Origin of the sequence: Paenibacillus sp. J31TS4 (assembly GCF_018403265.1) — a bacterium.
Taxonomy (GTDB): domain Bacteria; phylum Bacillota; class Bacilli; order Paenibacillales; family NBRC-103111; genus J31TS4.
Map to the genome: position 1 here is coordinate 499226 of NZ_BOSI01000001.1, position 14065 is coordinate 513290.

General features: G+C 60.1%; 14 protein-coding genes. 6 read left to right on the forward strand and 8 right to left on the reverse strand.

From position 1 onward, the window contains the following. Positions 1 to 50 precede the first annotated feature (50 nt). Positions 51 to 1700: a helix-turn-helix domain-containing protein gene (locus KJS47_RS02215; protein ID WP_213522380.1), complete on the reverse strand. Its 1650-nt coding sequence runs from the start codon at positions 1698 to 1700 to the stop codon at positions 51 to 53. Between the two features lie 12 nt (positions 1701 to 1712). Beyond that, entirely contained in the window at positions 1713 to 3467 is a 1755-nt protein-coding gene (locus KJS47_RS02220; RefSeq protein ID WP_213522382.1) for a cache domain-containing sensor histidine kinase, read from the reverse strand. A gap of 290 nt (positions 3468 to 3757) precedes the next feature. Between KJS47_RS02220 and KJS47_RS02225 the strand changes: the two genes are divergently transcribed. From KJS47_RS02225 to KJS47_RS02235, 3 genes are read left to right on the forward strand one after another with little or no spacing between them, the layout of a single operon-like run. After that, positions 3758 to 4333: a TetR/AcrR family transcriptional regulator gene (locus KJS47_RS02225; RefSeq protein WP_213522384.1), complete on the forward strand. Its 576-nt coding sequence runs from the start codon at positions 3758 to 3760 to the stop codon at positions 4331 to 4333. Then, positions 4330 to 4650: a DMT family transporter gene (locus KJS47_RS02230; RefSeq protein ID WP_213522386.1), complete on the forward strand. Its 321-nt coding sequence runs from the start codon at positions 4330 to 4332 to the stop codon at positions 4648 to 4650. Before KJS47_RS02225 ends, KJS47_RS02230 begins: the two co-directional genes overlap by 4 nt. A gap of 15 nt (positions 4651 to 4665) precedes the next feature. Beyond that, on the forward strand, positions 4666 to 5031 hold the full coding sequence (locus tag KJS47_RS02235) for a DMT family transporter (RefSeq protein ID WP_213522388.1): 366 nt from the start codon (positions 4666 to 4668) through the stop codon (positions 5029 to 5031). A gap of 116 nt (positions 5032 to 5147) precedes the next feature. Here the strand turns inward: KJS47_RS02235 and KJS47_RS02240 are convergent, their stop codons facing one another. Beyond that, positions 5148 to 5813 carry an MgtC/SapB family protein gene (locus KJS47_RS02240; protein ID WP_249716055.1) on the reverse strand — a complete coding sequence of 222 codons (666 nt, stop codon included), beginning with the start codon at positions 5811 to 5813 and terminating at the stop codon, positions 5148 to 5150. 278 nt (positions 5814 to 6091) lie between these two features. On the opposite strand from KJS47_RS02240, the gene KJS47_RS02245 reads away from it, so the two are divergent. Next, positions 6092 to 6970 carry a DMT family transporter gene (locus KJS47_RS02245; RefSeq protein ID WP_213522392.1) on the forward strand — a complete coding sequence of 293 codons (879 nt, stop codon included), beginning with the start codon at positions 6092 to 6094 and terminating at the stop codon, positions 6968 to 6970. Positions 6971 to 6991: 21 nt separating this feature from the next. Here the strand turns inward: KJS47_RS02245 and KJS47_RS02250 are convergent, their stop codons facing one another. The 4 genes from KJS47_RS02250 to KJS47_RS02265 form a co-directional block, all read right to left on the reverse strand. Beyond that, positions 6992 to 8944 (reverse strand): acetylxylan esterase, encoded by a 1953-nt coding sequence (locus KJS47_RS02250; RefSeq protein ID WP_213522394.1) that lies wholly within the window; start codon positions 8942 to 8944, stop codon positions 6992 to 6994. Positions 8945 to 9176: 232 nt separating this feature from the next. Further along, on the reverse strand, positions 9177 to 9542 hold the full coding sequence (locus KJS47_RS02255; RefSeq protein WP_213522396.1) for a GntR family transcriptional regulator: 366 nt from the start codon (positions 9540 to 9542) through the stop codon (positions 9177 to 9179). After that, positions 9539 to 10201 carry an ABC-2 transporter permease gene (locus tag KJS47_RS02260; protein WP_213522398.1) on the reverse strand — a complete coding sequence of 221 codons (663 nt, stop codon included), beginning with the start codon at positions 10199 to 10201 and terminating at the stop codon, positions 9539 to 9541. The genes KJS47_RS02255 and KJS47_RS02260 overlap by 4 nt, the downstream gene beginning before the upstream one ends. Continuing rightward, positions 10194 to 11048 carry an ABC transporter ATP-binding protein gene (locus tag KJS47_RS02265; RefSeq protein WP_213522400.1) on the reverse strand — a complete coding sequence of 285 codons (855 nt, stop codon included), beginning with the start codon at positions 11046 to 11048 and terminating at the stop codon, positions 10194 to 10196. The genes KJS47_RS02260 and KJS47_RS02265 overlap by 8 nt, the downstream gene beginning before the upstream one ends. A gap of 317 nt (positions 11049 to 11365) precedes the next feature. On the opposite strand from KJS47_RS02265, the gene KJS47_RS02270 reads away from it, so the two are divergent. Both KJS47_RS02270 and KJS47_RS02275 read left to right on the forward strand, forming a co-directional pair. Next, positions 11366 to 12049: a response regulator transcription factor gene (locus KJS47_RS02270; RefSeq protein WP_213522402.1), complete on the forward strand. Its 684-nt coding sequence runs from the start codon at positions 11366 to 11368 to the stop codon at positions 12047 to 12049. Then, positions 12046 to 13545, forward strand: a complete 1500-nt coding sequence (locus KJS47_RS02275) for a sensor histidine kinase (RefSeq protein ID WP_213522404.1) — start codon at positions 12046 to 12048, stop codon at positions 13543 to 13545. Before KJS47_RS02270 ends, KJS47_RS02275 begins: the two co-directional genes overlap by 4 nt. Positions 13546 to 13667: 122 nt before the next feature. On the opposite strand, the gene KJS47_RS02280 is transcribed toward KJS47_RS02275, so the two are convergent. Further along, positions 13668 to 13922, reverse strand: coding sequence for a hypothetical protein (locus KJS47_RS02280; protein ID WP_213522406.1), 255 nt, complete (start codon positions 13920 to 13922; stop codon positions 13668 to 13670). Between the last annotated feature and the right edge of the window lie 143 nt (positions 13923 to 14065).

Here is a 14065-nt window from a genome sequence, read left to right on the forward strand (position 1 = left end):
GGAGTATCTTTCGTCCACATGTTCATTTTTTTCGTTTGCATGTGGCTTTTTTACGGTTGAAGGCTTCCGGGCGTGCCCATCATCCGAGCTTTGTATTCCGTCGGACTGACTCCCGTATACCGGCGGAAGACCCGGCTGAAGTAACGAAAATCGCTGAAGCCCGTCTTGTCGGAAATGTCCGACACGGTATCGTTCGTATGTACGATAAGCTCTTTCGCTTTTTGGATGCGGAGTTGGTTCACGTAGCGCGTAAAGGTTTGACCCGTTTCGCTTTTGAACAGCTCGGAGAGGTAATTTTTGCTCAGGTGAAAATGACGCGCCGTCTCTTCCAGCGTGACCCGGCCGCTGAATTGTGCGTTTAGGTAACGCTTCACGTCGCGAATGACGGCCCGGCAGCCCTGCTCCTGGCGAACGCCGCTGCGGAGCGCGGCCAGATGGCCGAAGTAAGCCTTGAGCCGCTCGGCCGTCGCGGCAGCGCTCCAATAGGGGTCGAAGGCGCGTCCGTCAAACGTCTCGGGGGAGCCGCAGTCGAGCCCCGGGTTCAGTTCCGTCAGGTGGAGCGCCGCTACGCGGACGATGGCCAGCGTCCGGTCGATGCAGGCCCGCACTGCGCGGTGGCTCGGCCGGCTCTCGCGAAGGCTGGCGAAGGCCTCGTCGACCGCCTGCGCCGCCGCAGCCTCGTTGCCGGCTGCCAGCGCGTTCGCCAGCCGTACGCGCAGCTCGTTGCCGAAGCGGGCGAGGATGCGCTCGTCTTCGTCCGGACGCTCCGTCTCCCCCGCTTCGCTGCGGAGCACGACGGCGCCGTCGGTCCGCAGGCAATGGCGCCGTGCGGCTCTCCTCGCTTCCCGGTACATCTCGGGCAGCAGGCCGGCGTCCTCCTGCAGCCGGCTGACGCCGACCCGCGTCTCGGCCGCGAGCCGCTCACGCAGCAGCCCGGCCAGCTCCTCGAGCTTCCGGTCGAGCCGGTCGGCGAACGCCTCCTCGGCCTCCCCGGGTAGCGCTTCGGCGACAAGAATCGCTTCCCGGTCTTCGAGCCGGACGCAGTCGTACTCCCGCATCCGGCTGGCGAGCGAGTCGATCGCAGCGGCGAGCGACGCGGGCGCCGGTACTCCCCTCTCGTCCGCGCCGTCCGCTTCGGCCCACGGCAGACCCGTCTGCATGACGGCCACGCAGAACCGGTTCAGCGGCGACTGCAGGCCTTGCAGCCGCGCCAGCTCCCGGATGCGGCCGCCCGCATGCTGATAGGAGAGGGCATCACGGAAGAACGCTTCGAGCTTGAACCGGTCGGCCTCACTCCGTCCGATCGTCCGGTCCGTCTCCTCGTCTGCCTCCATCTCCTTGGCGATCCTGCCGATGCAGGCCATTAGCTCCTCCGGCCGAACGGTCATCTTAAGCAGATAATCCGAGGCGCCGAGCATCAGTGCTTCCTTAACATACTCGAATTCATCGGCACAGCTCAGCACGACGCAGCGGCAGGACGATTTGCGCGCCTTCGCCTCGCGGATGAGGCCGATGCCATCGAGCACCGGCATCTTGATGTCGGTGACGATCAGGTCGGGCTCCCATTCTTCCCACCTGTTCATCACCTCCCTACCGTTCGCCGCCTCCTCGACGCGCCCGGCGCCCAGCCTTCCCCAATCCACCGAATACTTGATCCCCTGACGTACGATCGCTTCATCGTCCACAATGATGACATTCATGCGAGATCCCTCCTAGCGTTTCGTATGGGCTGGCCGTGTCCAGGCAGACAGCTCGGTGGGAGGCAGCCGGAAGGTGACGGTCGTACCGGCTCCGCCCGAGCTCTCCCAGCTCAGGCCGTATGCTTCGCCAAAGTAAAGCTTGATTCGCTTGTCGACGTTATGCAGACCTACATGCTCTCTTTTGCCAGAACCTGTCTCCTCGGGAGGAAGAGTGCCGGTGGAGCCGACTCCGTCGTCCTTGACCTGCAAGTAAAGATAGGCCTCATCCCGCCATCCCCGGATAACGATCGTCCCGCTTCCTTCCTTGGGCAGGAGTCCGTGCGTAATCGCATTCTCGACGATCGGCTGCAGGCTCATGCGGACGATAGGACCGGAGTAGACGCTTGCCTCAAGCTCGAAGCGGACCTCGATCTTGTCCGGATGCATCATCTTCTGGATAGCCAGGTATTCTTCCAGGTGGCGCAGCTCCTCACCGACGGAGATGATCGGCTCGTGGAACCGGAAGGAGCTGACGAGAATGACGTTGAGCGAGGTCAGCACGTCGAAGATCGTCTCGGTCCGTCCCGCCTTGGCCAGCCAGCGCACGTTGTTCAGCGTGTTATAGATGAAATGCGGGTTGATTTGCGCCTGGAGTGCCAGCATCTCCGCCTTTCGCTGCTTCTCCCGCTCGCTCTCGAGCCTACGGAACGATTGCTTAAGCCGCCGGATCATCCGGTTATAGCTGGCAATGAGCAGCCCGATCTCGTCCCTCATGCCGGTCGACCGGTAGGTCACCAGATTGTGCGTGCCGACGCTGCGCATGAATGAGGACAGCTTCACGACCGGCTGAAGGAACCGGTAGGCGAGCGTAGCGGCGAGACCCATGCCGACCAGCAGAAGGAGCAGATTGACCGTCAGCAGCACATTGCGGATGACCTTGGTGTCCCGCAGCAGCGCCTTCTCCGGAATAAGGCCGATGACCGTGAGCGGTTCCTCCTCGTCGCTGTTCCCGGAGACGAACAGATAGCCGCTTTCCGTGAAGCTCGCGGGGCCCGCCCCTGGTGCGGCCAGCTTCTTCTCCAGTCCTTGCGGCAGCGAGCCTCCGTCAGCCCGATAGAGGAGCTTGCCCTTTCGATCGGTCAGGAGCAGCTGCTCCTCGTACTGCTTATCCGGCTTCCGCAGCGCACCCGTAAGGCGGTCGGCGTTCAGGGTGACTATGACGACGCCCTCCGTCATGTTCGATTGCGGCGATTTGATCTTCCTCCCGGCGAACAGGACGTTCTGCTCCGCCGTGTACTGATTCTGGACGAATGAGGCTTTGCCGACCGGGGCGAACACGAGCTCGCCGTCGCTATCCAGAATGTCGAGGTAAAAGTCCGAGGTCAGCAGCTCGTTGACGAGCACGGACGTGGTGCCCGCCACCTGGCCGTACCGGCTCACCAGGAAGATGTCGGTCAAATAATCCCGGCTGTTCTTGAAGCCGTCGAAATAGCTGCGCAGCTCCAGCTTGGCTATGTTGTCCTTGAACCCGTCAAAGAGCCGGTCGTTCAAGTAAAAAAGAGACAGCGTCATAAGGTCGATGTCCCGTATGTAGTAGTTCAATTCATTGTTAAGCGAATGGACGTAATGCTCGGCATAATAGGCCGTGTTCTTCTTGATCGTGCTGCTGCTGAACTGAAAGCTCAGGAGGACGCTGATGAACAAAATGGACGCGTTGAGGACGAACAGATAGAGTGCCAGCCTGACCGACATGTTCCGCCGGGGCTGGAACGACTTGATAGATGCCATGGCATTCGCTCCGATCCCGAAGGATGTGACCGCTTACATTTCTATTTTAGAGGAAACTTCATCGGCTCGCCATGCACCATTTTTGGACAATCTGGCCAATAAAGGCGGGTGCACCACGGAATCTCCCTTGCCCCATTGGCTTTGCTTTCCCTTATCTTTCTATTCTCCGACCCGCTCCTCCATCCCTTCTTTTTCGCTTTCTTGACAACCTGCTGCTGCGCCGGTACAATGACAAACTATATTATATACCGTCCAGACGGTACAGTTTACAGGGATGGAGGAATCCACGAATGTCCAAACGCCAAGCTCTGCTCGAGGCTGCCTCCCGAATTGTCGTTCTGCGGGGACTCAGCCAGCTGACCCTTGAGGCCGTAGCGGAGGAGGCGGGCGTCAGCAAAGGCGGCCTGCTCTATCACTTTCCGAGCAAGGATATGCTCGTCGAAGCGATGAACGAAGCAGTGATCGCCCGCTTCCGGGAGGAGATTGAACGGGAATGTCTCCACGATTCCTCCTTTAGCCGGGCTTATGCGCGAGCTACTCTCCATCAGCTGGCGGACAAGGAATTCCTGCAGCTGAACGCGAGCCTGCTGGCCGCCATCGGCAGCAGCCCGGGGGTCCTCTCGGCCTGGGCACGCGAATACGACTGGATTGCCGGCCGGCTGGAGGCGGAACAGCCGCACGAGGAGGACGCGCTTATCCTGCGCCTTGTTTGCGACGGACTGTGGTTTTCCCGCATGTTTGGGCTGAGCCCGGTCACCGAGGTGCAGCAGGAGAAGCTTCTGAGTCGGCTGCTCGGCTCGCTCGGCCTGGAGCCCAGGAGCGAGCCCGCCTCCGTGACCGAAGAAGAGGGGGACAAGCTGCCATGATCGCCGCCTACCTGTTCCTCGCCGGCTCGATTGTGCTGGAGGTGTTCGGCTCCACCATGCTCAAGCTGTCGAACGGCTTTACTCGCCTCTTTCCCTCGGCCGGCGTCGTCGCCGGCTATGGGCTGGCCTTTTATCTCGTTGCACGCGCCCTGCAGACGCTGCCGCTCGGCATGCTGTACGCGACCTGGAGCGGCACGGGGACCGTCCTGACCGCGGTCGTCGGCGTCCTCTTCTTCCGGGAACGGCTGAACAAGCAGGCGCTGCTCGGCATCGCCATGCTCGTCGCCGGCATTGTCGGCCTCAACATCGTTCCCTAAGAAGGAGGTTCCGCCATGAAAAGCAGTCTCTATCTCGCGCTAGCCATCGCCTGCGAGGCGTTCGGCTCGGTCATGCTCAAGCTGTCCGACGGATTCGCTAAGCTTCTCCCGACAATCGGCGTCGCCGCTGGCTTCCTGACCGCGTTCTTCCTATTCAGCCTGTCGCTGAAGGGGCTCGCGCTGTCGACCGCCTACGCTGTCTGGTCGGGCGTCGGCACCGCGCTGACGGTCGTGCTTGGCGTGCTGCTTTTCCAAGAGGCGCTCTCGCCGGCACGGCTAAGCTTCCTGCTGCTCCTCGTCGCCGGCATCGTCGTCCTGACGAGGGCTGGGACGGAGGCGAAGTCCGACGGTCCGGACGCCTCTGCTGGCAAGACGCCGTAACACATACCATAAGAGGCCAACCGCGTGCCTGTGGTTGGCCTCTTGTTTGGCTGCGTCCTGTCCGGTTCGCAGCCGGTAAGTCGACTCGGGGTACCGGGAACAGGATACCCGTCCGTTTACTGCAGCTCGACCGACCGGATGGCCGGTTCCTCCTCGATCAGCGTGAGCAGCCTTTCGTGCTTGTAGCCTCCAGGAAGCCGCAGCGTCAGATCCAGCAGCAGCTCGTCTTCCCGCTGGCCCTCCTTCTCGACCTGGAAGCTGACGACCTCAATATGGCGCTGCTCCATCAGCTCCTGCACCCGATCGAGTACCCCGGGCGACTTGTCTACACGGAGCGCGAGCTGCTCAGTCTTGGGCGAGCGCAGCCACTCGAACCGGCCGTGCAGCAACACCTGCGCGATGACGATCAGGACGGTGACGCCGGCGCCAAGCAGATACATCCCCGCTCCGATCGCCATGCCCATGCCGGCGGTGGTCCAGATTCCGGCCGCCGTTGTCAGTCCCTTGATCGTCTGCCGCTGCATGAAGATGACGCCCGCTCCGAGAAATCCGACTCCGCTCACGACCTGAGCCGCAATCCTCGACGGATCGAGCGAGATTTTGTCCACCGCCAACTGATCGTAAAAGCTGTACTTGGATAGGATCATCATCAGAGCGCCTCCGGCCGCCACGACGAAGTGCGTGCGAATTCCGGCTTCCTTCAGCCGGTTTCTCCTCTCGTAGCCGATAATGCCTCCGCAAATGCCGGCGGCCAGCACCCGGATGAGCAGATCGAATTCCACTTGCGCGTCCCCCTTTTGCGGCCGCTCTCGCGGCTCTTGCTGCATAGGTTGCCAACATTGCCCAATTTCATGCGGGCTGGCACAGGAGTGCGTCCGAGGGAATCTTGGCTTCCGGCGTGCTGTGGCGCCAGGCTTCCCCAGGCCGCATCCCCTTCCTATTTAACCAGTACGAGTACCGCTGCAACAAAGCCGTCATTCCGCCGAAATAAGCTGCCTGCCTTTCCGGCCGTTGTGCTATAATCGGGCTTGTTTGACTGCTGCAGCTAGAGGAGACCGAAATGAAAAAAACGTATCTTGCCGATCCCGTCCTGTTATTCGTTACCTTCATCTGGGGGATCATGTTCGTCTTCATGAAGGAAGCCGTCGACATCATGCCGCCTTTCAGCCATCTCGCCATACGCTTCCTACTAGGCGCTGCGTTCATGCTGGCTGTCGCCCTGATCGCCTATCGGAGCGAGGTCCGCTTCTCGGCGGCCGAATGGAGAATCGGCTTCGTCCTCGGCTGCCTGCTGTTCGTCGGCTTCGGCTTCCAGACGATGGGCCTTCGGCTGACGACGGTCGCCAAGACCGGCTTCATCACCGGCCTCTCGGTCGTGATTGTTCCGCTGCTCGAGCGGTACTGGCTTCGCTCCCGGCTGTCCCGGATGACGGCGGCAGGCGTCGCCGTAGCCGCCGCCGGGCTGTTTCTCCTGTCCGCCGACTCCTTGACCGGCGTACAGACAGGGGACACGCTCGTCTTCGTCGGCGCGCTAGGGTTCGCCTGTCATATCGTCGTCACCGGCAGCTACGCCAAGGGAGCGGACAGCAACGCTCTCGTCGTCGTACAGCTGCTGACCGTCTCCGTCCTGAGCGCGTTCGTCTCGTTCGTACGCGAGGATTGGCTGCATGCTTACTCGCCGTCCGTCCTGCTGCAATGGCCGGTGCTCAAGGCGGTGCTCATCGGCTCGGTACTCGCCACCGCCTTCGCCTATTGGGCGCAGACGTATTTTCAGCGCTTCACGACGCCGACCCGGACCGCCGTCATCTTCGCCGCGGAGCCGATCTTTGCGGCCGGCGCCGCCTTTCTCCTGAGCGGAGAACGGCTCGGTGGCCAGGCGCTGACCGGCTGCACCCTGATGATGATCGGTATTCTGCTCACCCAGTACAAACGATCCTGACCGGCGGGTTCTCTCCCTGCTTTACGGCTTGCCCGCCTGCGGGACGAAGTCCCCGAGATCGCCGAACCGAAGCAGCCCGGGCAAGACGTACCCGAGCCGGTCGTACGCCTCGTAATGCTGCGCCGTCACCCACTCCTCGACCGTCTCCTCTTCCTCCACCGTCTCGACTGTCGCCAGGCGGGGATCGAGAGCAGCCGCCAGTCTGGCGTACATGGCCGGACGGCCGGAGGCGAACAGACGCAGACCCTCCTGCTGCAGGAGGGGAAATCTCGTTATCGCCTCCGCCGCTCTCAGCGTATCGTAGACACGCATCGCCGCCAGACTGTCCCCCAGCCAGATCAAATCGTCCGTCAGCTTGTGAAGAATCTCGTACCGCGCTTTGGGATCGCCGCCGTTCAGCGCGTGAGGCGTCAAAGCCCCGGTGCCCGACACATCGAGCACCGCCACCGCCCGTCCGGCTGCGCATGTCCGGCGCAGCCAGGCCATGTGAGGCTGCAGCCTGCGGGTGCCGTCTTCCCAGAGCGCAATCGTCACCGGTAGCGTCTCGCCGCGGAAGCGGATGTCCCGGAAAAGAAACGCGTGATTGAACACATCCTCCTGCGATCGCCAAATCGCATTGTAAATCTCGAAGCCGTCCGACTGCTCCTTCAGAAGGTACAGGCGCGGATTGAGCTCGCACGGGCGCCGATCCGCCATCACCTGCTCCCGCAGCCAGAGCGCCGCACGCCTCCGGCGGTCCGGCTCCGGCAGCAAATTCCGCTCTTCCCGGAATTCGGCCGCCCGGTCGGCGTTGACGTCCCGGACCGTACGGGCGTCCGGGTAGGCTGCCCGCACCTGTCCGCCGGCTGTGCACCAGAGAGCGGACGGCTCCAGCACACGCACCTGGCTCGCGTCCGGCCGCGCCTCCTCGTTCAGCAGATGCCGCGTGAAGAACTGGGCGGCCGCTTCGGCCATGCCCGGGGTATACTGATGCACCGCCTCCTCCTCGACGAGGATCAGGTCATCCGGAAAACCGAGCAGCTCCCAGAGACGAGCGGCCCGCCGCACGGAACGGCGGGTCCCTTCGATCGGAAAAAAGTCGTACTTCGCCGCCAGCACAAGAACGGGCTTCGGTGCCATTGCTAGCAGAATGTCCTCATGGTCGAAGCCGAGCGCGGACATGCCGGGCCAGATCTGCTCAGCGTCCTGCGCCCCTCCGGCCAGAAGATACGATTCCCGGCTCATGAGGAAGGTTGCGGGGGCGGCGGCGGCCAGACGCGGATCACAGATCATCAGCATGGACGCCTGCGTGCCGCCCCCCGAATTGCCCGTCACCCCGATCCGTTCCGGATCGACCTCCGGCCGGGATTGCAAATAGTCGACCGCCCGCATCGCGTCGTGCACAAAGTAGCGGGCAAGGCTGTCACCGAGCGGCAGACACTGGGTTCCCACGTAATCATGCTCACCCGTGCACGGCCGTACGGTCGGCGCGCCGAGCGCGGGCTCATAATAACTGAGACGCTCCCCCTGGCCGATCGGGTCGATGGCGAGCACTACGAGACCCGCCCGAACGAGCACCTGGCACACCGTCTGGTATTCCGGGTGATGCTTCGCGAGCTCATGATGGCCGCACAAGAAAAGCACCGCGCCGCGGCGGCCCTCGTTTCCTTCAGGCACATACAGATTGCCCGTCACATATTCGCGCGGCCGCGACTGAAAGACGAGCTTCTCGATCCGAAACCCGTCCATCGGAACGATGCCCGTCACCTCCGCTTGAAGCGGTGAGGAGCTGTCCGGCAGGCTGCCGACATTCTGGGTCCATTTGGTGCGCATATACGCCTGCCTCTCCTCCAGCTCCCTACGATCCCGGATGGCGTCGCGCGCCCGGTCGCCCTCCGCAAACGCCTCCAGAGAACGCCGATAAACATGCCGCTTGAGCTGCTCGCGGACGTCGTACAAAGTCAGTTTATAGGTTTCCAGACTGCGAATCCCCATCCCTCACCCTCCCTGCTCGTCCTCTCGTGCCATTGCCGCATTCGTAAGACCTTCCGGCCGCAACGTCCGGTCCTCGAATGCGCTTACAGCCTGCATCGTACCGCATTTCTCTCGCTTCTACCAAACGGATTTTGTGAATTTAGGAAGGAAAATTAACATTTCTTGCGGGAACGGCTAGCCCCGAAGGCGGCCGGCATCGCCTGCCACCGTCGAATGCCTTAAGGGGAGCATGTTAATAGATCTTCTTCAGCAGCTCCATTACTTCTTCTAGGGTAAGACCGAACGATTTGTAGTAGGAAATGTCTCTTTCCATTTGCTTCAACACCATCTCATTGCGCAAATGCAGCATCTCCCCCGGTGAAAACTCGGCGACAAAGCATCCCTTGCCGGTCACGGTATTGATCAGGCCGCATCGTTCGAGTTCTTCCCAAGCTTTCTTGACGGTAATGATACTGACACGAAGCTCTTGGGCCGCCTGCCGAATGGGCGGCAACACATAACCGCTCCCCAGCTCGCCCTTGAGAATTTGGGCGCTGATCTGTTCGAATAGCTGCTGGTAGATCGGTTTTTCCGATGTGCTCGAGATCGATACGTTCATAGAAGTTCCACTTTGAGGAATCGTTTCAACGCTACCCGGTACGCAATCAGGGTGAATGCCGCAAAGATTGCGATTCCTGCGATCAGGATGCCGGCGTGGAAAGCCCTATGGTCAGCGGCGGTAACATTGAAGATGTCGAACATGGACGTAATCTGGATTCCCATCCATTGGACGACTCCGGCAAAAAGCATAGCGGCTATTGTCGCAAAAGCCACCGCTCTACCGAATTTGTACGCCGTTTTGTAGTACATGGGGAAAAAGATGATGTTGAAGATCGCCAGCATGGCCATACAGAGTCCCCAGAAACCCATGGTTGGGGCGAAGAAATAGTAGGTTATGTTCAGGTTCGAGTAGAGAAGTTGATTGAGCAGACCGAAGAGGATGGCAAAGCCGATGTGCAGGAGCTCCAGAATGACAATAACGGATATTCTTGCTTTCACCATATCTTTCTTGATTACGGGCAGCATCGTAGTAAACATCATGTCGTTTTGCGATCGAAAATTGCCAAACAGGTTCGGGACTGTGATCCAGAAAAAATACATAGGGACAAGAAAATAGATCCAGCTTGGAATGAGCATCAACATGCCAAACAAAACAGGAGATATGAAAAACATCGGATGAATGCCTAACTTTATATCCTTCATGACCAAGTTATACATACGCGGGCTCCTTCTTCGCAAAATAGATCATGATTTCCTCAAGACTTGGCGTGGCTGCTTTGATGCTGGATGAGGGATCGAAGTCTCTAGCTCGGATCAATCCCGTAAAGCCGAACGAATTGACTTTGTAAGAAATCATCCGATCTTTCACCTCGCTCAGTTGGCTCTCGTCACCGTTCAGCAAGCGATAGGATTCCTTGAACTCTTCTTTCTCGGCGCTCTTAACGATTTGGCCGTCCGCGATAAACGTAATAAAATCCGCGCACTTTTCCAAGTCGGAGGTAATATGGGTCGAGAAAAGGATGCTGATCTCGCCGCCCGCGACAAGCTCTTGAAAAAGATCCAGAAGATCGTCTCTCGCCACCGGATCGAGCCCGCTTGTCGGTTCGTCGAGAATGAGGAGCTTTGCGCCATGGGATAAAGCAAGAGCCAGACTGTACTTGACCTTCATGCCCGTCGACAATTCGGCGATTTTTTTGGTTTCGTCCAATTTGAATCTGCTCAGGTAGCTGCGATAGACCGCATCGTCCCAATGGGTGTAGAACTTCTTGATCGCATCGGTCAACGTTCTGATTCGGCTTCGCGTATAGAACTCGATGCCGCCAAATGCGCACCCAATCTCTTGTTTCAACTCGATTTCGTGCTCGGCCATGTTCTTGCCCAGAATATGGACTTCGCCGCCTTCCGTATGAATCATATTCATGATTGATTTGATGGTGGTGGTTTTCCCCGCGCCATTGGCGCCGATAAAGCCCATAATATATCCCTGTTCCAGCTGGAACGATACGTTCCTTAACTGAAAATTGGGATACTGCTTACTTAAGTTTCGAACGTCTAAGGCCAGCATATCGTGCCTCCTCGCCAATATTGTGTATATCGTGTATGTACAATATAACATCACTAATCTTAGGAAGTCAATTATTTCCTTTTCCACCATACCGCCCATTTTTCTGTCACCAATATAGCCCGTACCCTCTCTTCAAACTTTTAGCTCCGTCCCTCTCGCTTCGGCCAGCAGCTTTCAGCCCGCATTCAGCTTACGTTCATCTTGTTTTCAGCTGCTCCGGCGATAATGAATGTCAACGAATGTTCCCGAAGCGGCCTTCCCGGCGGCAGGAGGCTGGACCGCATTTTGATATATTATCGTGTCATGGAGGCGTCGCTATGAATCAGATGAAGGGTATCAAAATCCTGCTCGTCGACGACGAGCCTAACATTCTTCAATTTCTGGAGCTCGGGCTTCAAAACGAGGGGTTCGAGGTTTTCACGGCGGCCGACGGCCTGAGTGCCGTGACGCTGGCTCAGCAGGTCCATCCCCATCTCGTGGTGCTGGACGTCATGATGCCCGGCATGGACGGGTTCGAGGTATGCCGGATGCTCAAGAAAACGGAGAACGCGGCTATCATCATGCTGACGGCCAAAGAAGAGGTCGACGACCGCGTCAAGGGACTGACGCTGGGCGCCGACGATTACATGGTGAAGCCGTTCAGCTTTGCCGAGCTGCTTGCCCGCATTCAGGCCCGAATCCGCAACCAGTTTCCTCTTCTATTAGGAGAGCTCGCGGCGGGCCCATTCCGCGTCGAGGACCGGAGACGGGAGATCCGGTACGACGGCGAGCCGCTCACCCTGTCGCCTACCGAGTATGAGCTGCTCAAGTTCCTTATTGTGAACCGGGGGCTTGTGCTAAGCAAAAGCACAATTCTGGAAAAGGTGTGGGGCTACGATTTTGGAGGCGAGGAAAACATCGTCGAGGTCTACATCCGCTCGCTGCGGGACAAGCTCGGCGACCGCGAGCACCGGCTGATCCGCACGATCCGGGGAGCCGGCTACCGGCTGGATCTGTCATGATCCGGCGTGCGTTCGGCCGTCTGCGGCGGGCCCTCGTCCCCCGCTCGCTCCGGTATCAGCTGGTGGCGAGCTCGTTTCTCATCCTTGCCGGTCTGCTGCTCTTGATCGGCGTGTTTCAGTTCGTGCTTATGCAGCAGTTTCTGTACAAGAACAAGGCATCCACCATCCAGAGCCAGATACGGTCGGTACCCGCCGAGCTCTGGCTCGGCGCCGGCGGGTTCCCGATGCGCTCCAAGGAGGATCCGATGCAGACGTTCTCCGACGCGGCCGTTTCCTACCGGACTCCCGACGGAACGCTTCTGCACATTGCCCAAGGACCACATGCCGGCACGGCACCTGAGCTGCCGGAGGCTCTCTACAGGGAAGCGCTTCGCCAGCAGGCAAGCAAGGAGCCGTTTTACCGTCTCGTGAAAAACGAGGAAGGCGAGAAGCTGCTGGTCGTCCTGCAGGCGGTCGGCCAGAGAGGACGCGGAACAGGCATTGTGCAGATCAGCGCAAGCACCGCGCAAATGCGGGACGTGCTGGTGCGGCAGCTCGTCATCTTCCTGTCTCTTTCGACCGCCGCTCTGCTGATCGGGCTCCTCTCGCTCATCCCGCTGCTGCGGCGGACGCTTGACCCGCTGTCGCGGATCGTGGACTCGGTCGAGCAGATCAACTCGCGCAGCCTGAACGAGCGTTTGCCGACACGGCAGGGCCAGCTCGAGATCGACCGGCTGGCGGTCTCGTTCAACGGCATGATGGGCCGGCTGGAGTCGTCGTTCGAGGCTGAGCGGGAAGCCAAGGAGCAGATGCGCCGCTTCGTTGCGGACGCTTCGCACGAGCTCCGCACACCGCTCACGTCCATCCACGGCTTTCTTGAGGTGCTGCTTCGCGGTGCGGCCCAGGCACCGGAACAGCTGGACCGGGCTTTGAAGAGCATGTATGCGGAATCCGGCCGCATCAACAAGCTCGTCCACGATCTGCTCATGCTGGCCCGTCTGGACCAGACCCCCTCGATGAAGGTGGAAGCCGGGTCGCTCGCCGGCGTTCTGGAGGAGATGGAGCCTCAGCTGAAGCTCCTCGCCGGCAGCCGCGAGGTCGTGCTGGAGCCGGACAGCGGCAGGGTGACGCAGTTCGACGCGGACAAGATCAAACAGGTTATTCTCAACCTGTTCCACAATGCGGTCCAATACACCGACCCGGCGCACGGCAGCATCCGAGTGGCGCTCGCCGACGGTCTGGAAGGAGGAGTTGTTCTCACCGTCGGCGACAATGGGCCGGGGATCCCGCCCGAGCATCTCCCCCGCATTCTCGACCGCTTCTACCGGATTGACGCCTCGCGTGCGCGCAGGCATGGAGGGGCCGGACTCGGCTTGTCGATTACGAAGGCCATCGTCGAGCTGCACGGCGGCTCGCTGGAGGTGGAGAGCGTTCCGGGCGAAGGCACGACCTTTCGGGTTCTTCTCCCTGCCGTCCCGCCCCGGCGGGAGGAGCAGCCTCCTGCTCCGCTCGCTTGAACGGCAAGCTCGTAACGAGACGGGCAGATACAGCAAAAAGGCGTCCTCCAGGGGACGCCTTTTTTGCTGCCGGCTGCTTCGCGCCGGACGCTGATATTATGCATATGGGCCGTTTCGTTCGCTTAAGGCTTGGTTACCGGCTCTTGATTCGGACGGGCTGCAGACCCGGTGCCCGCTGCCGTGGACGGCTTCTTGTCCGCGCTTTCCGCCTCGGCTGTCTTGGCCGCTCCTGGTCCCTGCAGCTGCTTCGTTTGGACGGTGTCAGGCTTGTCCCCTGTTTCGCCCCAACCAAAATCGGAGGCCAGATTCCAGCTTAGCCCGAGCACGCCGATCAGAGGCAGGAGGAGGAACGGATTTCTTCGTCTGGATGTATGCAAACGGTTAGCCCTCCTTCTCACGGTCCGCCAGCAAGACGGACGTGAACTTATTACCTTTCCTTACCCGTTTTCAACCCTTTTCAATCTCTCCTAGGGCGATGGAATTCCGCTCCGGTAAAGCTTGGGTGCGGGGAACATCCGCC

What these genes read in the sequence shown, in the direction of transcription:
- KJS47_RS02215 (WP_213522380.1), bottom strand. Translation starts at nt 1,700, where the DNA reads ATGAATGTCATCATTGTGGACGATGAAGCGATCGTACGTCAGGGGATC.
- KJS47_RS02220 (WP_213522382.1), bottom strand. Translation starts at nt 3,467, where the DNA reads ATGGCATCTATCAAGTCGTTCCAGCCCCGGCGGAACATGTCGGTCAGG.
- KJS47_RS02225 (WP_213522384.1), top strand. Translation starts at nt 3,758, where the DNA reads ATGTCCAAACGCCAAGCTCTGCTCGAGGCTGCCTCCCGAATTGTCGTT.
- KJS47_RS02230 (WP_213522386.1), top strand. Translation starts at nt 4,330, where the DNA reads ATGATCGCCGCCTACCTGTTCCTCGCCGGCTCGATTGTGCTGGAGGTG.
- KJS47_RS02235 (WP_213522388.1), top strand. Translation starts at nt 4,666, where the DNA reads ATGAAAAGCAGTCTCTATCTCGCGCTAGCCATCGCCTGCGAGGCGTTC.
- KJS47_RS02245 (WP_213522392.1), top strand. Translation starts at nt 6,092, where the DNA reads ATGAAAAAAACGTATCTTGCCGATCCCGTCCTGTTATTCGTTACCTTC.
- KJS47_RS02250 (WP_213522394.1), bottom strand. Translation starts at nt 8,944, where the DNA reads ATGGGGATTCGCAGTCTGGAAACCTATAAACTGACTTTGTACGACGTC.
- KJS47_RS02255 (WP_213522396.1), bottom strand. Translation starts at nt 9,542, where the DNA reads ATGAACGTATCGATCTCGAGCACATCGGAAAAACCGATCTACCAGCAG.
- KJS47_RS02260 (WP_213522398.1), bottom strand. Translation starts at nt 10,201, where the DNA reads ATGTATAACTTGGTCATGAAGGATATAAAGTTAGGCATTCATCCGATG.
- KJS47_RS02265 (WP_213522400.1), bottom strand. Translation starts at nt 11,048, where the DNA reads ATGCTGGCCTTAGACGTTCGAAACTTAAGTAAGCAGTATCCCAATTTT.
- KJS47_RS02270 (WP_213522402.1), top strand. Translation starts at nt 11,366, where the DNA reads ATGAATCAGATGAAGGGTATCAAAATCCTGCTCGTCGACGACGAGCCT.
- KJS47_RS02275 (WP_213522404.1), top strand. Translation starts at nt 12,046, where the DNA reads ATGATCCGGCGTGCGTTCGGCCGTCTGCGGCGGGCCCTCGTCCCCCGC.